General features: G+C 69.6%; 17 protein-coding genes. 6 read left to right on the forward strand and 11 right to left on the reverse strand.

Translation table 11 applies throughout. The features are described from left to right. Positions 1-131 precede the first annotated feature (131 nt). The 9 genes from mtnB to OG453_RS17595 form a co-directional block, all read right to left on the reverse strand. Positions 132-737 (reverse strand): methylthioribulose 1-phosphate dehydratase, encoded by a 606-nt coding sequence (gene mtnB / locus OG453_RS17555; protein WP_266868835.1) that lies wholly within the window; start codon positions 735-737, stop codon positions 132-134. Next, positions 734-1468: an acireductone synthase gene (mtnC, locus tag OG453_RS17560; protein ID WP_266868836.1), complete on the reverse strand. Its 735-nt coding sequence runs from the start codon at positions 1466-1468 to the stop codon at positions 734-736. The genes mtnB and mtnC overlap by 4 nt, the downstream gene beginning before the upstream one ends. Further along, positions 1465-2049 (reverse strand): acireductone dioxygenase, encoded by a 585-nt coding sequence (locus OG453_RS17565; protein WP_266868837.1) that lies wholly within the window; start codon positions 2047-2049, stop codon positions 1465-1467. The genes mtnC and OG453_RS17565 overlap by 4 nt, the downstream gene beginning before the upstream one ends. A gap of 58 nt (positions 2050-2107) precedes the next feature. Then, positions 2108-3172: an LLM class flavin-dependent oxidoreductase gene (locus OG453_RS17570; RefSeq protein ID WP_266868838.1), complete on the reverse strand. Its 1065-nt coding sequence runs from the start codon at positions 3170-3172 to the stop codon at positions 2108-2110. A 33-nt stretch (positions 3173-3205) separates the two neighbouring features. Next, the gene (locus OG453_RS17575; RefSeq protein ID WP_266868839.1) at positions 3206-4330 is read right to left on the reverse strand and encodes an LLM class flavin-dependent oxidoreductase; all 1125 of its coding nucleotides are present in this window, start codon (positions 4328-4330) and stop codon (positions 3206-3208) included. A gap of 131 nt (positions 4331-4461) precedes the next feature. Further along, complete coding sequence (locus tag OG453_RS17580; RefSeq protein WP_266868840.1) at positions 4462-6084, reverse strand: glycerol-3-phosphate dehydrogenase/oxidase; 1623 nt, start codon at positions 6082-6084, stop codon at positions 4462-4464. A gap of 13 nt (positions 6085-6097) precedes the next feature. Beyond that, positions 6098-7639 carry a glycerol kinase GlpK gene (glpK, locus tag OG453_RS17585; RefSeq protein ID WP_266868841.1) on the reverse strand — a complete coding sequence of 514 codons (1542 nt, stop codon included), beginning with the start codon at positions 7637-7639 and terminating at the stop codon, positions 6098-6100. 69 nt (positions 7640-7708) lie between these two features. After that, the gene (locus tag OG453_RS17590) at positions 7709-8500 is read right to left on the reverse strand and encodes an MIP/aquaporin family protein (RefSeq protein WP_266868842.1); all 792 of its coding nucleotides are present in this window, start codon (positions 8498-8500) and stop codon (positions 7709-7711) included. A 371-nt stretch (positions 8501-8871) separates the two neighbouring features. After that, positions 8872-9636 carry an IclR family transcriptional regulator gene (locus OG453_RS17595; RefSeq protein ID WP_266868843.1) on the reverse strand — a complete coding sequence of 255 codons (765 nt, stop codon included), beginning with the start codon at positions 9634-9636 and terminating at the stop codon, positions 8872-8874. A 231-nt stretch (positions 9637-9867) separates the two neighbouring features. Here OG453_RS17595 and metH point away from each other — a divergent pair, with 231 nt between their 5' ends. The 4 genes from metH to OG453_RS17615 all read left to right on the forward strand — a co-directional run bounded on the left by metH (position 9868) and on the right by OG453_RS17615 (position 17810). Beyond that, complete coding sequence (metH, locus tag OG453_RS17600; RefSeq protein WP_266868844.1) at positions 9868-13389, forward strand: methionine synthase; 3522 nt, start codon at positions 9868-9870, stop codon at positions 13387-13389. Between the two features lie 110 nt (positions 13390-13499). Then, positions 13500-14201: an HAD family phosphatase gene (locus OG453_RS17605; protein ID WP_266868845.1), complete on the forward strand. Its 702-nt coding sequence runs from the start codon at positions 13500-13502 to the stop codon at positions 14199-14201. 324 nt (positions 14202-14525) lie between these two features. Next, complete coding sequence (locus tag OG453_RS17610) at positions 14526-16133, forward strand: ABC transporter substrate-binding protein (RefSeq protein ID WP_266868846.1); 1608 nt, start codon at positions 14526-14528, stop codon at positions 16131-16133. Between the two features lie 90 nt (positions 16134-16223). Further along, positions 16224-17810 (forward strand): ABC transporter substrate-binding protein, encoded by a 1587-nt coding sequence (locus OG453_RS17615; RefSeq protein WP_266868848.1) that lies wholly within the window; start codon positions 16224-16226, stop codon positions 17808-17810. Positions 17811-17887: 77 nt separating this feature from the next. Here the strand turns inward: OG453_RS17615 and OG453_RS17620 are convergent, their stop codons facing one another. Both OG453_RS17620 and OG453_RS17625 read right to left on the reverse strand, forming a co-directional pair. Continuing rightward, on the reverse strand, positions 17888-18559 hold the full coding sequence (locus tag OG453_RS17620) for a response regulator transcription factor (protein ID WP_135332738.1): 672 nt from the start codon (positions 18557-18559) through the stop codon (positions 17888-17890). Between the two features lie 14 nt (positions 18560-18573). Then, complete coding sequence (locus OG453_RS17625) at positions 18574-19455, reverse strand: RecB family exonuclease (protein WP_266868849.1); 882 nt, start codon at positions 19453-19455, stop codon at positions 18574-18576. A gap of 128 nt (positions 19456-19583) precedes the next feature. Between OG453_RS17625 and OG453_RS17630 the strand changes: the two genes are divergently transcribed. Continuing rightward, positions 19584-21470 (forward strand): site-2 protease family protein, encoded by a 1887-nt coding sequence (locus tag OG453_RS17630; RefSeq protein ID WP_266868850.1) that lies wholly within the window; start codon positions 19584-19586, stop codon positions 21468-21470. 50 nt (positions 21471-21520) lie between these two features. Then, positions 21521-22423, forward strand: coding sequence for a tRNA (adenine-N1)-methyltransferase (locus tag OG453_RS17635; RefSeq protein ID WP_135335457.1), 903 nt, complete (start codon positions 21521-21523; stop codon positions 22421-22423). Positions 22424-22651: the final 228 nt, after the last annotated feature.

Genomic DNA, 22651 nt, shown 5'->3' on the forward strand with positions numbered 1-22651 from the left:
GCCGGCCGGGCTGGAGATGTCCAGCCCGGCCGCAATCTTTCAGCCCGTCGAGGGGGTCCCCTGCTCTTTAAGAGCTTGGGGGAGTTTGAGGACGAACCCTGCGGAGCCGGTGATCGACGGCCCTCGCAGGGCTAACCCCGGGTCAGCTCCAGCTCCAGGAGCCACTCCACGACCTCCGTACGGTGCCGCGCCTCGCGAGGATCCGCACCCCAGACGTAGATCCCGTGCCCGGCGACAACAACCGCCGGCATCCCGGGCGAAAGCGCGGCCTCCAGCCGATCCCCCAGCACCGCCATGTCCTGGCTATTGGCAATCACCGGCAGCGTCACGGAAACCTCATGCGTCCCGTGCCCAAGCCCCTTCAGCATCTCCAGGTCCCGGAACACCACCCCCTCCGGCTTCCGGTGCCCCATGGCCACCGACGCCACCGTGTGGACATGGACGACCGCCCCCGCCCCGGTGAGCCGCGCCACCCGCGCATGCAGCGCGGCCTCCGCCGACGGCCGCCCCGGCCCGAGCGCGGCGCCCGAAGCGTCCGTCAACACCACGTCCACAGAGGTGAGTTCACCCTTGTCCCGCCCGCTCGCCGTCACGGCAAGCTGCAGCGGCGTACGCGAGAGGACCACGGACAGGTTCCCTGACGTACCCCGCATCCACCCGAACGAGGCGAACCGCGCCGCCTCGGCGGCCAGGACGGCGCCCGCCTCCTCCAGGTCCAGCGCAGTGGTCTCGCTCATGCCGTGCTCCTCGAAGCCGAAACAGTGATCTCGTCGAAGGCGAACGCCTCCGGATGCCCGCCGACCCCGGCGGCGAAATAGGGCTCCCCGGCCCGCCGCACGCCCACCGTCAGCCACCCGGCCTCCCGCGCGGCGTCCAGCTCACCGGGCCGGTCGGACAGGAAGAGCGTGCGACCGGAAGGCACGCCCACGGCCGCCGAAATGGCCCGGTAGGAGTCCGCCTCCTGCTTGGGCCCCGCGTTCTCGGTGTCGTAGAAGCCACTCACGAGCTCCATCAACGACCCCTCGGGCGAGTACGTGAACCACGCGCGCTGCGCGGCCACCGACCCGGACGAGTAGACGTACAGCCGCACTCCGTCCGCCGCCCACCCCCGCAGCACCCCGATCACCTCGGGGTAGAAGTGCGAGACCAGCTCGCCGCGCGCGAAGCCCTCCGCCCAGAGGATCCCCTGGAGGGTCTTCAGGGGCGTCGCCTTGCGGTCCTCGTCCACCCAGCCGTGCAGGATCTTCTCGATCCGTCCCGCATCGGCGTCCGGCTCGCCGGCCAGCTCCCGCACCTGCGCGACGGCCCGCGCCACCTCCGGCTCATCGCCCCGCGAGGCAAGGAGCGTCCCGAACCGTTCGCGCGCGTACGGATAGAGCACGTCCACCACGAACCCCGTGGCGCTCGTGGTGCCCTCGATGTCGAGCACCACGGCATCCACGGAGCCCGCGCTGAAGGAGACACTCACGCGGCGTACCCCGCGTGGATCGTGTCGAAGTCCGGGAAGCGGTCGGCGATCGGGCTGCCGGTGAACGTGCCGATCCAGCCGTCCTCCTCGTGGAAGAAGCGGATCGCGGTGAACGCGGGGGAGGTGCCCATGTCGAACCAGTGCGTCGTGCCGCGCGGAACGCCGAGCAGGTCGCCCTTCTCGCAGTAGACCGCGTGCACTTCGCCGCCGACGTGGAGGTAGAAGATCCCGGCGCCCGCGACGAAGAACCGGACCTCGTCATCGTCGTCGTGCGTGTGCTCGGCGAGGAACTTCTGCCGGGCCGCCTTCGCCTTCTCGGGCCACTCGGGGTCGTTGCTGGGGTGCAGTGCCACCACGTCGACCGTCTGGAAGCCCTCTTCGGCGTTGAGCTTGTCGATCTCCGTGCGGTACGCGGCGAAGACCGTGTCGCTGTCCGCGTCGGCGGGCACGTCCTCGCGCACCGGCCACTGCTCGTAGCGCACGCCGACGGGGGCGAGTGCGGCGGCGATCTCGGCCGGGTCCGATGTGCGGCGTATGACGGTCTCGGGGCCGGACTCGGCCCACGTCGTCAGGAGAGTCATTGATCACTCCAGGGCAGGTCAGGGATGTCTTCGGATCGTAGCTCCCGGTGTCTACCCGTCACACGGCGTCCCACAGCGTGGACGGCGCGGCCCTGCGCACCACCGGCGCGATCTCCTCGGCGAACCGCTGCAGCGTCTCGATCTGTTCGGCCCGCTCCAGGCCGAACCCGTCCACGGTGATGGACTGCAGGTCATGGCCGTACACCTCGTGGTAGCCGAGGATCTTGTCGATGATCTGCTGCGGGGAGCCGATCAGCTGGGGCCCGTCCGCGATGGCGTCCTCGATGGTGCGGAAGGGCGTGTTGTAGCCCGCCTTGCCCTCCAGGTGTGGCTTGAAAGACTGCCGCACCTTCGCCTCGTACAGCTCGCGGTAGCGCGCGACCGCCTGCTCCGCCGAGTCCGCGATGAGCAGACCGCCCGAGCCCGCCGCGACATGGGCGCGCGCCGGATCATGTCCGTACGCCTCGAACCGCTCGCGGTAGTGCGCGATCAGCTTCGCGTACGCGGCGCGCGGCTGGATGGCGTTGGCGGTGAAGAGCGGATCCCCGTGTCTGGCCGCCAGATCGGGGGAGTTGAGGGACGTCGCCGAGCCGTGCCAGACCCGCGGCACTCCCGCGTACGGACGCGGCACCGTCGTCACGTTCTTCAGGGCGGGCCTGAACTCGCCCTCCCAGTCGACGTTCTCCTCGCTCCACAGCCGCCGAAGGAGCTCGTACTTCTCCTTCTGCAGATCCCACTGCCGCTCCTCGTCGAGTCCGAAGAGGTCGAAGTGGCCCGCCTCCGCGCCCTTGCCGATGACCAACTCGATGCGCCCGCGCGAGATCTGATCGAGCGTCGCATAGTCCTCGGCGACCCGCACGGGGTCGAGGATCGCGACGACGGTGACTCCGGTGAGCAGCTTGATGCGTGTGGTCCGCGCCGCCAGCGCGCCGAGCACGACCGTCGGGCTCGACGACAGGAAGGCGCCCGCGTGCCGCTCGCCGACGGCGTACGCGTCATAGCCGAGCTCCTCCGCGGCCACACCGACCTCGATCACATCGGCCAACCGGTCGGCGGGGGAGGGGAGTTGGCCGGTCAGTGGGTGCGGGGCATGACCGATGATCGACAGTACCTGGAACTTCATGATGTCTCTTCCTTGTCTCAGGCCTGCTTGGTCTCAGGCCCGCTTGAACCAGGCCTGGGCGAGCAGCTCGTACGAACGCAGCCGGTCCGCGTGGTCGTGCGTGATGGTGGTGATCAGCAACTCGTCGGCTCCGGTGGCCCGTTGGAGCACGTCGAGCTGCTCCGTCACCGTCTCGGGCGCGCCCACGAACTGGGTGTCGACGCGGTCGGCCACCAACTCCCGGTCCTCGTCCGTCCATTCATGGCGGGCGGCTTCCTCGGGCGTCGGGAACGTGATCGCGCCCTCGGCGCTGCGGATCGACCGCACCCACGGCGCGTATCCGGCCGCGAGCCGCCGCGCCGTCTCGTCGTCCGGCGCGACGACGACATCGGCGGACACCGCCACATACGGCTCCGACAGCACGGCGGAGGGCCGGAACGCCGCGCGGTAGGCCTCCACGGCCTCCACCACCGTGCCCGGACTGACGTGGTAATTCGCCCCGAAGGGCAGGCCACGCGCGCCCGCGACCTCGGCGCTCTCCCCGGCGCTGCTGCCCAGGATCCATACGTCGACGTCGGCGCCGTCACCCGGCGTCGCGTGCGCCTCGACGCCGTCCGCGTCGCGGTAGGTCCCGGCGAGGAGCGCGAGAATGTCGTCGACCTGCTCGTCGTACGCCGGGGTCTGCGCGCCCGGCTGCTGGAGCAGGCTCAACTGCAGCCGGAAGCGCGGCGATCGAAGGAGTCGGGCGAAGCCCGTGAACTTGGGCGGCAGATAGAGGCCCTCGTCCGTGAACGTGCCCCCGCGCTCGGCTGCGGGTGCCGCCGGAGGAGTGCCGCGCGGCCGCCCCGACCGCCCCACGCCCAGGTCGATCCGGCCCGGATACAGCGCGTCCAGGATCCCGAACTGCTCCACGACCGACAGCGGCGTCTGATGCCCGAGCAGCACCGCGCCCGAACCCACCCGGATCTCCCGCGTCGCCTGCGCGACGGCCTGGATCACCAGGGCGGGCGCGGAACCGGCCACACCCGGATTGAGATGGTGCTCGGCCAGCCAGTAGCGGCCGTAGCCGAACTCCTCGGCGGCGCGGGCCAGTTCGACGGTGTTGCGCAACGCCGTCGGGGCATCGGAGCCGGAGCTGATGGGGACCAGGTCAAGGACTGCGAGAGGAACCGGAGGCATCCTCCAACTCTCCCCGCGGCGTATTGCACGCGTATGTACGCGGTATGGCAGCCCGCCGGGTACGCGGCCCGGCCGGGTACGCCGAAGGGGCGGCCCCCTCAAGAGGGAGCCGCCCCTTCGACGATCAGTGCCTACTTGTTGTCGAGCACGTCCTGGACCTTCGCGCGGACGTCGTCCGACGCGAGGCCACGGATCGTCAGCGTCGTACGGCGGCGAAGCACGTCGTCCGCCGTCTCGGCCCACTCCTGGTCACGGGCGTAGACGACCTGCGCCCAGATCTCCGGCGCGTCCGGCGAGATCCGCTCGGCGAGCGCCGGATCCTCGTTCGCCAGGCGGGCGATGTCGAAGGAGAGCGAGCCGTAGTGCGTCGCCAGGTGCTTGGCGGTGTCGGCGGCCATCCGCGGGCCGGGCGCGGGGCCGTCCACCAGGAGACGGTGTGCGACGGCGCGCGGGTTGGCGATGCCGGGCAGCGGAAGCCGCTTCTGCAGCTGCGAGATCGGCTCGTAGTCGTCACCGAGCGGGTGGCCCGGAAGCGACTCCAGCTTCTTCATCACCGTACGGCCGATGTGGCGGAAGGTCGTCCACTTGCCGCCCGCGACGGAGAGCATGCCGCCCGCGCCCTCGGTGACGACCGTCTCGCGCTTGGCCTTCGAGGTGTCGCCGGGGCCGCCGGGCAGCACCCGCAGACCCGCGAAGGAGTACGTGATCAGGTCACGGGACAGCTGCTGGTCGCGGATGGAGAACGCGGCCTCGTCCAGGATCTGCGCGGTGTCGGCCTCGGTGACCTTGACGTCCGCCGGGTCGCCCTCGTACACCTCGTCGGTGGTGCCGAGCAGGAGCATGTCCTCCCAGGGGAGGGCGAAGGTGATGCGGTACTTGTCGATCGGCGTCGCGAGCGCGGCCTTCCAGGGGGCGGTGCGCTTGAGGACCAGGTGCGCGCCCTTGGAGAGACGGATGGAGGGCGCCGCGTCGGGGTTCTCCATCTTGCGCAGGTGGTCGACCCACGGGCCGGTCGCGTTGAGCACGAGCCGCGCGTTGACGCCGAACTCGTCGCCGCTCATGCGGTCCTTGAGCTCCGCGCCGGTGACCCGGCCCTTGGTGAAGCGCAGGCCCGTGACCTCGGCGTGGTTGAGGACGGAGGCACCGGCCTCGACGGCCGCGCGGACCGTCATCAGGGCCATGCGGGAGTCGTTCATCTGGTCGTCGCCGTACACGGCAACGGCCTTCAGGTTGTCCGTGCGCAGCTCCGGCACGTCCTGCGCGGCCTTCGACGGCGAGAGCAGGTGGCCGACGCCGTCGCCGAACGCGGACAGCGCGCTGTACGCGAAGACGCCCGCGCCCAGCTTGGCCGCGCCGTGCGGGCCGCCCTTGTAGACGGGCAGGTAGAAGGTGAGCGGGTTCGCCAGGTGGGGGGCCACCTGACGGGACACCGCGCGACGCTCGAAGTGGTTCTCCGCGACCAGCTTCACCGCGCCGGTCTGCAGGTAGCGCAGACCGCCGTGGAGGAGCTTGGAGGAGGCGGAGGAGGTGGCGCCGGCGAAGTCGCCGGCGTCCACCAGGGCCACCCGCAGTCCCGACTGCGCGGCATGCCAGGCGGTGGAGATGCCCAGGATCCCGCCGCCGATCACCAGGAGGTCGTACGTCGCCTTGGAAAGCTGCTCCCGGGTCTCGGCGCGGCTCGCCACTCCAAAGGAAGCGCGCGAACCGGCAGCCGGATGCGTCCCGAGGGCGGGGACGCTCTGCAGGGTGGTCATGACTTACTCCTCGTCAGCTTTCGTCCTCGAGCCAGCCCATGGTCCGCTCGACGGCCTTGAGCCAGCTCTTGTACTCACGGTCGCGGGTGTCCGCGTCCATGCGGGGGGTCCACTCCGCCGCCCGGCGCCAGTTGGCGCGCAGCTCGTCGGTCGAGGACCAGAAGCCGACGGCGAGACCGGCGGCATAGGCGGCACCGAGGCAGGTGGTCTCGGCGACCATCGGGCGCACCACGGGGGCGTCCAGGAAGTCCGAGAGCGTCTGCATCAGCAGGTTGTTGGAGGTCATGCCGCCGTCGACCTTGAGGGCCGTGAGCTCGACGCCGGAGTCCTTCGTCATGGCGTCGGTGATCTCACGGGTCTGCCAGGCCGTGGCCTCCAGGACGGCGCGCGCGATGTGCGCCTTGGTCACGTACCGGGTCAGACCGGCGATCACACCGCGGGCGTCGGAGCGCCAGTACGGGGCGAACAGGCCGGAGAAGGCGGGTACGAAGTAGGCACCGCCGTTGTCCTCGACCGACGACGCGAGCGTCTCGATCTCGGCGGCGGAGTTGATCAGGCCCATCTGGTCGCGCATCCACTGCACCAGCGAGCCGGTGACGGCGATGGAACCCTCGAGCGCGTAGACCGGCTTCTGCTCGCCGATCTGGTAGCCGACCGTGGTCAGCAGGCCCGAGTAGGAGTTGATGGCCGTCTCACCGGTGTTCATCAGCATGAACGTGCCGGTGCCGTACGTGGACTTGGCCTCGCCCTCGGCGAAACAGGTCTGGCCGAAGAGGGCCGCCTGCTGGTCGCCGAGCGCGGAGGCGACGGGGATGCCGCCGAGGACGTCGCCGAGGGCGCCGCCGGTGACCTCGCCGTAGACCTCGGCGGAGGAGCGGATCTCGGGGAGCATCGCGAGCGGCACGCCGATGGACTCGGCGATCTTCTCGTCCCACTGCATGGTGTGCAGGTTCATCAGCATGGTGCGCGAGGCGTTGGTGACGTCGGTGACGTGCCGGCCGCCGTTGACACCGCCCGTCAGGTTCCAGATGACCCAGGAGTCCATGGTCCCGAAGAGGATGTCGCCGGCCTCGGCGCGCTCGCGCAGGCCCTCGACGTTGTCGAGCAGCCAGCGGGCCTTCGGCCCGGCGAAGTAGCTGGCCAGCGGCAGGCCCGTCTCACGGCGGAAACGGTCCTGGCCGACGTTGCGGCCGAGCTCCTTGCACAGGGCGTCGGTGCGGGTGTCCTGCCAGACGATGGCGTTGTGCACCGGCTCGCCGGTGTTCTTGTCCCAGAGCAGCGTGGTCTCACGCTGGTTGGTGATGCCGATCGCCTTGATGTCGTCGCGGGTGATCTCGGCCTTCGCGATGGCGCTGGCGACGACTTCCTGGACGTTGGTCCAGATCTCGGCGGCGTCGTGCTCGACCCAGCCCGGCTTCGGGAAGATCTGCTCGTGCTCCTTCTGGTCGACCGAGACGATCCGGCCGTCCTTGTCGAAGACGATGCAGCGGCTGGACGTGGTGCCCTGGTCGATGGCCGCGATGAAGGGGCCTGCGGTGTGTGCGTCGGTGGTCACGGTGTGCTCCAGAGTTCTTGCTCGGCGGTCTCAGGCAGTCTCAGGCGGTCATCGGTAGCGGTCGCGGTCCTACTTGAACGCGAGGTTGTAGATACCGCCCGCGATGGCTCCGCCGATCAGCGGACCGACGACCGGCACCCATGCGTACGTCCAGTCCGAGCCGCCCTTGTTCGGCAGCGGGAGCAGGGAGTGCACGATGCGCGGACCCAGGTCACGGACCGGGTTGATGGCGTATCCGGTCGGGCCACCGAGGGAGAGGCCGATGCCGACCACGACGAGCGCGGTGACCAGGGCGCCGAGCACGCCGATGCCGTTGCCGCCGTCGTTCAGGCCCTGGGTGAGGATCGCCAGGACCAGTACGACGGTCGCGATGACCTCGGTGAGCACGTTCTGCGCGTAGTTCCGGATCTCGGGTCCTGTCGAGAAGATGCCGAGCACGGGGCCGGCCTTGGGCGCGGCCTTCTCGTCGACCATGCCCTCCTCGTGGGGCTTCGAGGCCAGGATCTCCGGGTCGGTCAGATGCGCCTGGAACTGGCCCAGGTAGGTGAGCCACACCAGGACGGCGCCGATCATCGCGCCGAACAGCTGCGAGACCAGGTAGAGCGGAACGTCGCTCCACTTGGTGCCGCCCTCGATCGCGAGACCGACGGTGACCGCCGGGTTGAGGTGCGCACCCGAGACGCCGCCGGCCAGGTAGGCAGCCGTCAGCACCGCGAAGCCCCACCCGAAGGTGATCGCGAGCCAGCCTGCGTCCTTGGCCTTGGAGCGCTTGAGAGTGACGGCGGCGCAGACGCCACCGCCGAGCAAGATGAGTACGGCGGTACCGATGGTCTCGCCGATGAAGATGTCGGAGCTGGACACCCGCGACTCCTTTGTCCTTCGTCCAGGGGAAGGCGAACCCCGGGTCCCTCCGGTGGTCCGCGACCTCAGGTGAGGTCGTTGCCGGCCCTTGGCCTTGCCACACTCTAGCGCGTAATGCCGGTAGGTGTTCGACAATGCCGACCGATGGACGCGAGTCTCACCCCGGGGTCAGTTGCTCGTCAAGAGCTCTGTTATTGAAAGCACGATCGTTATTGATCGTTCCGGGTTATCGGTGACCACGGGGTGAAACCGTCCATCGATGGTCGCTCAGAAAGGTGTCCCCTGCACGTTGAGCGCCCCCGAAGGGGCGCGGGGAACTGCGCGACCAGCCACGACGGACCCGCAGGTGATGGACCGCCCTACCAGCGGAGCTAAAACCGCCCAGCGCCCAGGTCCCGCGACACAGCGCGCGCACAATCCCGAACGGCGGCAATCAGGTCAGGCCGGAGCTCGCCGTCCTTCTGGACGCGCTCAACCGCACCCGTGATCCCGACCGCACCGACCGGCATGCGCCGCCGGTCGTGGATGGGGGCCGCCACCGAGGCGATGCCCTCCCAGGTCTCCTCGACATCGGCCGCGTACCCGCGCGCGCGGGTCAGATCGAGTACGCCCTCGAAGTCGTCGGGGTCGACGACGGTGCGCGAGGTGAAGGTCTGCCAGTCGGCCTCGGCGGCCTCGCTGTGCGCCACCGGGTCGTACGCGGCGAGCACCTTGCCGAGCGCCGTGGAGTGCAGCGGCTGCATGGCGCCCACCTCCAGGACCTGGCGGCTGTCGTCGGGCCGGAAGACGTGGTGCACGATCAGGACGCCCTGCTGGTGCAGGACCCCCAGATAGACGCTCTCGCCGCTCGAGCGGGCCAGGTCGTCGGTCCACACCAGGGCGCGGGCCCGCAGCTCGTGCACGTCCAGATAGCTGTTGCCCAGGCGCAGCAGTTCGGCGCCGAGCTGATAGCGGCCCGACGCGGAGTCCTGCTCGACGAAGCCCTCCGCCTGCAGGGTGCGCAGAATGCCGTGGGCCGTGCCCTTGGCCAGGCCAAGGGCGGAAGCGATTTCCGAGAGGCCGAGCCGTCGCTCCCCGCCCGCGAGCAGCCGTAGCATCGCGGCGGCCCGCTCGAGCGACTGGATGTTGCGTGCCATCGCAGCCCCTTCCTCCGTCCCCTCAGATATCAACGTTCGACAATGCTGAACACTATCGGTCGTTGTCGACCTCCCGCTAATGAGTGGCAGGCGGTGTTTCTCGCCGTTTCCCTTAGCGCGTCCGGCACGTGAACACCTGAGCGCCCTGGACCTTCGTCCGGCTACCCTGACCGAGTGCGCCTCCAACCGAAGCGCAAAGCCGACAGCCGTCGCACCTCAGGGAGCTCTTTCATGGCCTCGTTGCCGACCCCCTCGTCCGGTCTCTACGACGGGACCCGAGTCGAAGCCTTCCGCGAAGCCCTCGCCACCAGGGTGGTGGTGGCCGACGGAGCGATGGGCACGATGCTCCAGGCGCAGGACCCGACGCTCGACGACTTCCAGCAGCTCGAGGGCTGTAACGAGATCCTGAACGTGACCCGGCCGGACATCGTCCGCTCGGTCCACGAGGAGTACTTCGCCGTCGGTGTCGACTGTGTCGAGACGAACACGTTCGGTGCGAACTTCGCCGCCCTGAACGAGTACGACATCCCCGAGCGGAACTTCGAGCTCTCCGAGGCCGGCGCCCGCATCGCCCGCGAGGTCGCCGACGAGTTCACCGAGAAGACCGGGCAGCAGCGCTGGGTCCTCGGCTCCATGGGCCCCGGCACCAAGCTGCCGACCCTGGGCCACGCCCCGTACACCGTGCTGCGCGACGCCTACCAGATCAACGCCGAGGGCATGATCGCCGGCGGCGCCGACGCGCTCCTGGTGGAGACCACCCAGGACCTCCTGCAGACGAAGTCCGCGATCCTCGGCGCCCGCCGCGCCCTGGACGCCACCGGCGCGAACCTCCCGCTGATCTGCTCGGTCACGGTCGAGACCACCGGCACGATGCTCCTCGGCTCCGAGATCGGCGCAGCCCTGACGGCCCTGGAGCCGCTCGGCATCGACATGATCGGCCTGAACTGCGCCACGGGCCCGGCCGAGATGAGCGAGCACCTGCGCTATCTCGCCCGCCATTCGCGCATCCCGATCTCCTGCATGCCCAACGCGGGCCTGCCGGTCCTGGGCAAGGACGGCGCCCACTACCCCCTGACGGCGCCCGAGCTCGCCGACGCCCAGGAGACCTTCGTACGCGAATACGGCCTCTCTCTGGTCGGCGGCTGCTGCGGCACCACCCCCGAGCACCTGCGCCAGGTCGTCGAGCGGGTGCGCGGCGTGCAGACGCCCGTCCGTCAGCCGCACCCCGAGCCGGGTGCCGCCTCGCTCTACCAGACCGTGCCGTTCCGCCAGGACACCGCGTACATGGCGATCGGCGAGCGCACGAACGCCAACGGCTCGAAGAAGTTCCGCGAGGCCATGCTGGAGGGCCGCTGGGACGACTGCGTGGAGATGGCCCGCGACCAGATCCGCGAGGGCGCGCACATGCTCGACCTGTGCGTCGACTACGTCGGCCGTGACGGCGTCGCCGACATGGAGGAGCTTGCGGGCCGCTTCGCCACCGCCTCCACCCTGCCCATCGTCCTGGACTCCACGGAGCTGCCCGTTCTCCAGGCCGGCCTGGAGAAGCTCGGCGGCCGCGCGGTCATCAACTCGGTCAACTACGAGGACGGCGACGGCCCCGAGTCGCGCTTCACGAAGGTCACCGCGCTCGCCAAGGAGCACGGCGCCGCGCTGATCGCGCTGACCATCGACGAGGAGGGCCAGGCCCGCACCGTCGAGCACAAGGTCGCCATCGCCGAGCGGCTCATCGAGGACCTGACCGGCAACTGGGGCATCCACGAGTCGGACATCCTCATCGACACCCTGACCTTCACCATCTGCACCGGTCAGGAGGAGTCCCGCAAGGACGGCATCCACACCATCGAGGCCATCCGGGAGCTCAAGCGCCGCCGCCCGGACGTGCAGACCACCCTGGGTCTGTCCAACATCTCCTTCGGCCTCAACCCGGCCGCCCGCGTGCTGCTCAACTCCGTCTTCCTCGACGAGTGCGTCAAGGCGGGCCTGGACTCGGCGATCGTGCACGCCTCCAAGATCCTGCCGATCGCGCGCTTCGACGACGAGCAGGTGAAGGTCGCAAGCGACCTCATCTACGACCGCAGGGAAGAGGGCTACGACCCCCTCCAGAAGCTCATGGAGCTCTTCGAGGGCGTCTCCACCAAGTCCATGAAGGCGGGCAAGGCCGAGGAGCTCCTGGCCCTGCCGCTGGACGAGCGCCTGCAGCGCCGCATCATCGACGGCGAGAAGAACGGCCTGGAGGCGGACCTGGACGAGGCCCTCCAGGACACGCCCGCCCTCGACATCGTCAACAACACCCTCCTCGAGGGCATGAAGGTCGTCGGCGAGCTCTTCGGATCCGGCCAGATGCAGCTGCCGTTCGTGCTGCAGTCCGCCGAGGTCATGAAGACCGCGGTCGCCCATCTAGAACCGCACATGGAGAAGTCGGACGCCGAGGGCAAGGGCACCATCGTGCTCGCCACCGTGCGCGGCGACGTGCACGACATCGGCAAGAACCTCGTCGACATCATCCTGTCCAACAACGGCTACAACGTGGTCAACCTGGGCATCAAGCAGCCCGTCGCCGCGATCCTGGACGCCGCCGAGGAGCACCGCGCGGACGTCATCGGCATGTCGGGCCTCCTGGTCAAGTCGACGGTGATCATGAAGGAGAACCTGGAGGAGCTCAACCAGCGCAAGCTGGCGGCCGACTTCCCGGTGATCCTCGGCGGCGCGGCCCTGACCCGTGCGTACGTCGAGCAGGACCTGCACGAGATCTACGAGGGCGAAGTGCGCTACGCCCGCGACGCGTTCGAGGGCCTGCGCCTGATGGACGCCCTCATCGCGGTCAAGCGGGGGGTGCCCGGCGCGACCCTGCCGGAGCTCAAGCAGCGCCGGGTCCAGAGCAAGGCATCCGCCGCCGTCCTGGAGGTCAACGAGGACGAGGGGCCCGCCCGCTCGGACGTCGCGGTCGACAACCCCATTCCGGAGCCGCCGTTCTGGGGCACCCGCGTCGTCAAGGGCATCCAGCTCAAGGAGTACGCGTCCTGGCTGGACGAGGGCGCCCTCTTCAAGGGCCAGTGGGGTCTCAAGCAGGCCAGGACCGGTGACGGTCCGACGTACGAGGGGCTGGTGGAGACCGAGGGCCGTCCGCGCCTTCGCGGCTGGCTGGACGAGCTGCACACCAAGAACATGCTCGAAGCGGCCGTCGTGCACGGCTACTTCCCGTGCGTGTCCAAGGGCGACGACCTGATCCTCCTGAACGACGACGGCTCGGAGCGCACCCGCTTCTCCTTCCCGCGCCAGCGCCGCGGCCGCCGGCTCTGCCTCGCGGACTTCTTCCGCCCGGAGGAGTCCGGCGAGATCGATGTGGTCGGTCTGCAGGTCGTCACCGTCGGCTCGAAGATCGGCGAGGCCACGGCCAAGCTGTTCGCCGCCGACTCCTACCGCGACTACCTCGAACTGCACGGCCTGTCCGTGCAGTTGGCCGAGGCGCTCGCCGAGTACTGGCACGCCCGGGTCCGTGCCGAGCTGGGCTTCGGCGGCGAGGACCCCGCGAACGTCGAGGACATGTTCGACCTCAAGTACCGCGGCGCGCGCTTCTCGCTCGGCTACGGCGCCTGCCCCGACCTGGAGGACCGCGCGAAGATCGCCGAGCTCCTTCAGCCGGAGCGGATCGGCGTACAGCTCTCCGAGGAGTTCCAGCTGCACCCCGAGCAGTCCACGGACGCGATCGTCATCCACCACCCCGAGGCGAAGTACTTCAACGCGCGCTGATCCGCCGCAGTCGTACACTGGTCGGTCCAGTGCAGGCCGGTTGCCCTCTGTCAGAAATGTCTGTCAGAAGGGCGGCCGGCCTTCTCGTCCCTCATGGAAGGTGTGGTCGCATGACCAGTACGGTTTCAGCGCTCGGCACCCGAACGGCCGAAGGCTCCGCCCTGCAGGGCGTTCTTCTCGACATGGACGGAACCCTCGTCGACACCGAGGGATTCTGGTGGGACGCCGAGGTCGAGGTCTTCGCCGCACTCGGACACACGCTCGACGAGGCCTGGCGCGACGTGGTCGTCGGCGGCCCCATGACGCGCAGCGCGGGTTTCCTCATCGAGTCCACCGGTGCGGACATCACCCTCGCCGAGCTGACCGTGCTGCTCAACAACGGCTTCGAGGACCGCATCGGCCGCTCGCTGCCGCTGATGCCGGGCGCCGCGCGGCTGCTCGCGGAACTCGCCGCGCACGAGGTGCCGATGGCGCTGGTGTCCGCGTCCCACCGGCGCATCATCGACCGCGTACTTGACTCGATCGGATCCCACCACTTCGCGCTGACCATCGCGGGCGACGAGGTGGCGCGGACCAAGCCGCACCCGGACCCCTATCTCCTCGCGGCGGCCGGAATCGGTGCGGAACCGGCCAGATGCGCGGTCATCGAGGACACCGCGACCGGTGTCGCCGCGGCCGAGGCCGCGGGCTGCCGGGTGGTCGCCGTACCATCTGTCGCGCCGATTGACCCCGCGTCCGGCAGAACCGTCGTTCCCTCGCTCGAACACGTCAACCTGCCTTTCCTGCAAGGCCTGATGGCCGGAAATCGCTGAACCGACGCGGGTGTGACCTTTCCCACTCGACGGGGCATCGACAGTCTTCCTGGACTGTGCAGGGGAACCGAAATGCGCCAGTTGTCGCGTGGCGTTGTGTCCCGTTTCAGGGGAACCTGCACGAATCCTTCCGGTGTTGGGTTATCGGTGCGTCCACGCCCGGTTTCGCTGTGTGATTGAGGGTCAGCTCCGGTCTCTTCCGGCGCTTGTGGTGGTGCGGACTAATGTCGTCGCGAGAACATCGCCCCACCCCCCAAGAACCGGCTGACCCCACCCCTCGTTGCCGGTTCGTGCGGGATTCAACAGCTCTGGAGAACGTCGAGCATGAACCGTAAGACTTTGGTGCTGCCGGCCGTCATGGGTCTGCTCGCCCCCGCGCTCGCCGCGTGCGGCGGGGCGGGTGGTGGAGGGGGCGACGACGCGATCGCCGTCGGCACCACGGACCGGTTCGCCACCTCGGCCGAGGTTCCGGCGCCCTTCGACCCGGCGTACGCCTATGACGCGGGCTCCTGGAGCGTCCTGCGCCAGACCCTCCAGACGCTGATGATCATGCCGCGCGGCGACGGCGACCCGGAGCCGGAGGCCGCCGAGCGGTGCGGCTTCACCGACACCGGCAACGAGCGCTACGAGTGCACGCTGCGCAAGGGCCTGACGTTCGCCGACGGCACGGCGCTGACGGCCGCCGATGTGAAGTTCTCCATCGAGCGCGTGCGCGACATCAAGATCAAGAACCCCAGCGGTTCGGACGGCCTGGTGGCCAACGTCGACGCGATCGAGACGCAGGGCGACCGCGGTGTCGTCTTCCACCTCAAGAGCCCCGACGCGACGTTCCCGTACAAGCTGGCCACGCCCACGGCGGGCATCATCAGCAAGGACAAGTACAGCAAGAACAAGCTGCGCGACGGCTTCGACGTCGACGGCTCGGGCCCCTACACCGCCCAGCACGAGGTCAAGGACGGCCAGCTCGTCAAGACGACGTTCTCCAAGAACGCCAACTACAAGGGCGCGTTGACGCCCAAGAGCGACACGATCGAGATGCGCAACTACGCCTCCACCGAGGCCATGGGCGAGGCGCTCGAGAGCGGCGACATCGACATGATGACCCGCACCATGTCGCCCGAGCAGATCAAGGACCTCGACGAGACCCCGTCGAAGAACATCGAGCTGGTCGAGATGCCCGGCCTCGAGATCCGCTACCTCGGCTTCAACACGGACGCAAGGACCGTCAAGTCCAAGGCCGTCCGCCAGGCCATGGCACAGGTCGTCGACCGCGGAGCCCTCGCGTCCGGCGTGTACGGAACCGCCGCAGAGCCGCTCTTCTCGCTGGTGCCGACCACCGTCACGGGCCACACCAACTCGTTCTTCAACAAGTACGGCAACCCCAGCCCGGCCAAGGCCCGCGCCCTGCTGCAGCGGGCCGACATCACCACCCCGGTGAAGCTCACCCTGCATTACACGACCGACCACTACGGCCCGGCCACCAAGAAGGAGTTCGAGTTGCTGCAGAAGCAGCTCAACGCCAGCGGCCTGTTCGACGTGTCGATCAAGGGCGGGCCGTGGAGCACCTTCCGCGCCGCCGAGCAGAAGGGCGCGTACGACGTCTACGGAATGGGCTGGTTCCCCGACTTCCCCGACGCCGACAACTTCCTCGCGCCGTTCCTCGACAAGGACAACTTCCTCGGATCGCCGTACGAGAACAGCACCATCAACGAAGAGCTGATCCCGCACTCGCGCCGCGAGGCGGACCGGCTCACGGCCTCCAAGAGCATCAAGAAGATCCAGGACATCGTCGCCGAGGACGTGCCGGTGCTTCCCCTGTGGCAGGGCAAGCAGTACATCGCCGCCCGCGACGACATCACCGGCGTCGAGTGGGCCCTCAACTCCTCGTCGAATCTGCAGCTGTGGGAGCTCGGCCGCGGTGTGAGCGGCTGACCTCCGCACGCACCGGCAGCGAACGCCGAGCTCCGCTCAGCGCATGCCGAGTTCCGCTCCACCGATGGACAACAACGACAAGGTACGTACGTGAACTTGCGTAACCAGTGGCTGGCCCTTCCCCTCATGGGAGGGCTGGCCGCCGCCCTGCTGACCGGCTGCGGTTCGGAGACGGGCGATGCGGGGGAATCCGGTGACGCGGTGGTCGTGGGGATGTCCGACGACATCCTGGCCACCGACCCGGCGTCCGGCTATGACCCGGGGTCATGGCTGCTCTTCAACAACGTCTTCCAGTCCCTGATGAGCTTCCCGAACGGGGCCACGGAGCCGGAGCCCGAGGCCGCCAAGGAGTGCGGTTTCACGGACACGGAGACCAAGGTCTTCAAGTGCACGCTCCGTGACGGCCTCAAGTTCAGCAACGGAAAGTCGCTGACCTCGAAGGACGTCAAGTTCTCCTTCGACCGCATGCGCACGATCGGCGACGACGCCGGTCCCGCGATCATGTTCCCGATGCTCGACCGCGTCGAGACGCCGGACACCAAGAGCGTCGTCTTCAAGCTCAAGTACCCCGACGCGACCTTCCCCAGCAAGATCGCGTCCGGCGCCGGTTCCATCGTCGACCACCGCTCGTACGACATGAACGCGCTGCGCGGAGACGCCCAGGCCACCGGCTCGGGGCCGTACAAGCTCGACTCCTTCACCAAGGAGGAGGCGGTGTTCTCGGTCAACCCCGAGTACAAGGGCACCGCCAAGGTGAAGAACAAGGGCCTCACCATCAAGTTCTTCCACAACGACCGGAAGAGCCTGAAGCAGGCGATCCTGGACAACAAGGTCGACATCGCCTACCGAGGCCTCGCCGCCTCCGACGTCGCGGACATCGAGCAGGACACCTCCAGCGAGAGCCAGAGCATCGACGTCGTCGAGGGCACGAGCGCCGAGGTGCAGCACCTGGTCTTCAACATGAAGGACCCGGTCGCGGGCAAGCTCGGCGTCCGCAAGGCCATGGCCTATCTCCTGGACCGGGACGCCCTGGTCCAGGAGGTCTACCAGGACACGGCCACGCCGCTGTACTCGATCGTCCCGGCCGGCATCGGCGGTCACAACACCGCCTTCTTCGACACCTACGGCGCCCGCCCGCAGCGCTCCAAGGCCGCGGCCGCCCTGCGCGCCGACGGCGTGAGCGGCAAGGTCAAGCTCACGCTCTGGTCCACGCCCTCGCGCTACGGCCCCTCGACGGACGAGGAACTGAAGGCGATCGCCAAGCAGCTCAACAAGAGCGGCCTGTTCGACGCCGACGTGAAGTCCATCGAGTTCAAGCAGTACGAGAAGGACATCAAGGCCGGCAAGTACGGCGTGTACGTCAAGGGCTGGGTGCCGGACTACCCGGACCCGGACAACTTCACCCAGCCGTTCTTCGGCAAGGGCAACGTCCTCGACAACGGCTACACGAACAGCGACATCACCGGGAAGATCATCCCCGACACCGCGGCCCAGAGCGACCGCACCAAGACGAACAAGGACTACGCGAGGCTCCAGGACACGGTCGCGAACGAGCTGCCGATCCTGCCGGTCTGGCAGGCCAAGCAGTACGCGGTGATCCGCGACGACGTGTACGGCGTGGAGTCCTGCCTCGACGCGTCGACGGTGTTCCGCTTCTGGGAGATCAGCAAGGGCTGATTCCGGCCGCGTACGTCCGCATACAGAAGAAGGTGGCCGCCCCTCGGGGCGGCCACCTTCTTCTGTCACCTGTTGAACTACTGCGCGCCGGGACGCACCAGACCGCTCTCGTACGCGTACACCGCGGCCTGCACCCGGTCGCGCAGGCCCAGCTTGGTGAGCACATGGCCCACATGCGTCTTGACCGTCGTCTCGCTGACGAACAGGTCCGCCGCGATCTCCGCGTTCGACAGACCGCGGGCCACCAGCTTCAGCACCTCGACCTCGCGCTCGGTCAGCGTGTGCAGGGTGTCCGGCACCGGCTCGTCGCCCGACGGGAGATGCCCGGCGTACTTGTCCAGAAGCCTGCGGGTGATGCTCGGCGCGAGCATCGCCTCGCCGGAGGCGACCACCCGGATCGCCTGCACCAGCTCGTTCGCCGGGGCGTCCTTGAGCAGGAAGCCGCTGGCGCCGGCGCGCAGCGCCTCCACCACGTACTCATCCAGGTCGAAGGTGGTCAGGACCAGGACCTTCGCCGGGCCGTCCCGGCCGGGCCCGGTGATCTGCCGGGTCGCCTCGACACCGTCCATCCGCGGCATGCGGATGTCCATCAGGACCACGTCGGGCTGCAGCGCCCGCACCTGGTCGAGAGCCTGCAGGCCGTCTCCGGCCTCGCCGACGACCGCGACGTCCTGCTCGGCCTCCAGAATCATCCGGAACCCGGTGCGCAGCAGTGGCTGGTCGTCGACCAGTAGGACACGGATCGCCACGTAACTCTCCTTCGCTAGCCCGGCCCCATTCTGCCCTGCGCGCCCTCTCCGGACTCGGGCACCCTCACCGCAAGCGGGTACGGCGGGGGAGTCCCGCCGAATTCCGGACATACGGCCTGGTGGTCGCACCAGCCGCAGAGCTTGGTCGGCCGCGGCCGCCAGTCACCCGTCTCGGTGGCGAGCGTGATCGCCTCCCAGAGCGCGTGCAGCTTCCGCTCGACCTGCTCCAGGTCGGCGATCACCGGGTCGTACGTGATGACGTCGCCGCTGCCCAGATAGACGAGCTGGAGGCGGCGCGGGACCACGCCCTTCAGGCGCCACACCACCAGGGCGTAGAACTTCATCTGGAAGAGCGCGCCCTCCGAATACTCGGGGCGGGGGGCCTTGCCCGTCTTGTAGTCGACGATCCGCACCTCGCCGGTGGGCGCCACGTCCACGCGGTCGATGATGCCGCGCAGCTTCAGGCCGGATTCCAGCTCGGCCTGCACGAACAGTTCCCGCTCGGCGGGCTCCAGACGCGTCGGGTCCTCCAGCGTGAACCACCGCTCGACGAGCTTCTCCGCGTCCTCGAGCCAGCGCGCGAGCCGCCGGCCTTCCTCGTCGTCCGCGAACAGCTCCGTCAGCTCCGGTCTGGCCTCCCGCAGCTTATCCCACTGCCCTGGGATCAGCGCCTTGGCACGCGGCGCGGTCCGCTCACCGGCCGGGGCGTCGAAAAGCCGCTCAAGGACGGCGTGCACCAGCGTGCCGCGGGTCGCCGCCTCGCTCGGCTTCTCCGGCAGCTTGTCGATCACCCGGAACCGGTAGAGCAGCGGGCACTGCATGAAGTCGCTGGCGCGCGAGGGCGACAGAGACGCCGGGCGCACGGCCGCCACGGCACCGTCGGTGCTGGTTTCCATGAGGACAGACCCTACGACCCGCCACTGACAACGGCCGCATACCATCGACGACAGACCCTCTCGCCCTGCATGATCGTGCGTGTACCGCGCCGGACAGGGGCGAGGGACGCTTCGAACGAGGGGACATCGTGGACGAAAGCGGCGGGAGCGGCAGGCCGCGGTCCGACGGCACGGACGGCCGGCGGCCGGGCGCGGGCCACGTGAATCCGCCGCGCCCGGTGGACTCGGCCGAGCCGGCGGGCCCGACCCGGAGCGCACCGGACGGCGCCGCACACCCCGGCCCGGAAGCCACGCCGGACGACACGAACCCCGAACGCCCGACCGCCGACGCCACCGCGCGTCCCGAGGCTGGGGCCGCCGACGCCACCGCGCGTCCCGAGGCCCGCGAGGAGACCCCGGGGCAGAAACCCGCCGAGGACACACCACGGCCGCCCCGCGAGAACGAATCCAGGCCTGCTGATCCCGCCACGACTGGCTCCGCCGAGCCCGGGTCCGCCGAGCCGGGCGCTGCTGAGCTCGGCTCCGTCGAGTCCGGTTCCGCCGCGCCCAATCCCGGCGAGACGCCCCCCACCCCGCAGCCCGGCGACGGCCCAGCCGGGGCCCGGTCCGGTGACCGGCTCGTGAAGTCGTCCCGCACGGAAGCACCGGGCGACGCCACGTCCGGCGACGCCGCGCCCGGCCCCGGCGATGCGCACCCCGCCCCCCAGCCCGGCGACGGCCCAGCCGGCCCCCGGTCCGGCGACCGGCTCGTCAAGGCTCCCCGTACGGAGCCCACCGGCGACGCCGCGCCCCGCTCCACCGACACCCACCCCGAGTTCGCGCACGCCAGCCACGGGCCCGCCCCGAAGCCCAAGGCGCAGAAGGGGCCCGGGGGAGGGCTGCTCATGGGGCGGCCGTTCGGCGTGCCGGTGTATGTGGCGCCGAGCTGGTTCCTTGTCGCCGCCCTGATCACCTGGGTCTTCGGCGGGCAGCTCGACCGCGTGCTGCCCGAACTCGGCGGCGCCCGCTATCTCGTGTCGCTGTTCTTCGCCGTCGCCTTCTACGCATCCGTACTCGTCCACGAGCTGGCCCACACCGTCGCCGCCCTGCGCTTCAAGCTGCCGGTGCGCCGTATCCAGCTGCAGTTCTTCGGCGGCGTATCCGAGATCGAGAAGGAGAGCGAGACCCCGGGGCGCGAGTTCATCCTCGCCTTCGTCGGGCCGCTGCTCTCCCTCGTGCTCGCCGGGGTGTTCTACGCCGGCATGCGCGTCGTCGAGCCCGGCACCGTCCCAGGCGTACTCCTCGCCGGCCTGATGATCTCCAACCTCATCGTCGCCGCCTTCAACCTCCTGCCGGGGCTGCCCCTGGACGGCGGCCGCATGCTCCGCGCCGTCGTCTGGAAGATCACCGGCAAGCCCATGAGCGGCACGGTCGCCGCAGCCTGGGTCGGCCGCGCCCTCGCCATCTCCGTCCTCATCGGGCTGCCCATCCTCAACCAGTCCGGCGCGCTCGGCGGCGAGGCCCAGGACATCGGCGGCATGGACACCGTCACGGACGCCCTGCTCGCCGCGATCCTTGCCGCGATCATCTGGACCGGTGCGGGCAACAGCCTGCGCATGGCCCGCCTGCGCGAACACCTGCCCGAGCTGCGGGCCCGCGCCCTGACCCGCCGCGCCGTCCCGGTCGAGACCGACACCCCGCTCTCCGAAGCGCTGCGCCGCGCCAACGCCGCGGGGGCCCGCGCCCTGGTCGTGGTCGACGCCGACGGCGACCCCATGGCCGTGGTCCGCGAGGCCGCGATCGTCGGCGTGCCCGAGCACCGGCGCCCCTGGGTGACCGTCAGCGGCCTCGCGCAGGACATCACCGAGGGCATGCGCGTCTCCGCCGAACTCGCGGGCGAGGAACTGCTCGACACCCTGCGGGCGACACCCGCCACGGAGTACCTGGTCGTCGAGGACTCCGGCGAGATCTACGGAGTGCTCTCCGCCGCCGACGTGGAGCGCGCCTTCGTGAAGGCCATGGCCCGCCCCAGCTGACGTACGCCACCGTGGTCGGCGGCCCCCGCAGGGGCCGGTAGGCTGGTCACATGTCCGAACCGACCGGTGCCGCCCGCCGACGCGGGCCCTTCAAGGTCGGGGACCAGGTTCAGCTGACCGACCCCAAGGGCCGCCACTACACGTTCACGCTCGAGGCCGGGAAGAACTTCCACACCCACAAGGGTTCCTTCCCCCACGACGAGCTGATCGGTGCTCCCGAGGGCAGCGTTGTCCGCACCACGGGAAACGTCGCCTACCTCGCGCTGCGCCCCCTGCTCCCCGACTATGTCCTGTCCATGCCCCGCGGCGCCGCCGTGGTCTACCCCAAGGACGCGGGGCAGATCCTGGCCTTCGCCGACATCTTCCCCGGCGCCCGCGTCGTCGAGGCCGGCGTCGGCTCAGGATCGCTGAGCAGCTTCCTCCTGCGCGCCATCGGCGACCAGGGCATGCTGCACTCCTACGAGCGCCGCGAGGACTTCGCCGAGATCGCCCAGCAGAACGTGGAACGCTACTTCGGCGCCCCGCACCCCGCCTGGCAGCTCACCGTCGGCGACCTCCAGGACAACCTGAGCGACACCGACGTCGACCGCGTCATCCTCGACATGCTCGCCCCCTGGGAGTGCCTGGACGTCGTCTCCAAGGCGCTCGTCCCGGGCGGCATCCTCTGCTGCTACGTCGCGACGACCACCCAGCTCGCCAGGACCGTCGAGTCCATCCGCGAGATCGGCGGCTTCAACGAGCCGACCGCCTGGGAGTCGATGATCCGCAACTGGCACATCGAGGGCCTCGCCGTCCGCCCCGACCACCGCATGATCGGCCACACCGGCTTCCTGCTCACCGCCCGCCGCCTCGCGGACGGCGTCGAGCCCCCCATGCGCCGCCGCCGCCCCGCCAAGGGCGCGTACGGCGAGGACTACTCGGGTCCCAACGCCGACGGCGGCACCCCGCGCTGACCCGCGCGGCGAGCCCCGTCCAACAAGCAGGCGCCGCCGCCGAGTTCCCCGACCGACCGGGGAACTCGGCGGCGGCGCCTTTTCGTTGACAGGACGCCAGACGCGTACCAGAAGAACATCGGCGTCCCAGAAAGCCATCGACGCACCAGAAGAACGGCGATCCCCACCGGACCCCGGTGTTCCACCTCACTGTGAGGTATGGCACGATGCTGGCCACCTCCCCCACCG

It is taken from the genome of Streptomyces sp. NBC_01381, assembly GCF_026340305.1.
In the GTDB taxonomy this organism is placed as follows: domain Bacteria; phylum Actinomycetota; class Actinomycetes; order Streptomycetales; family Streptomycetaceae; genus Streptomyces.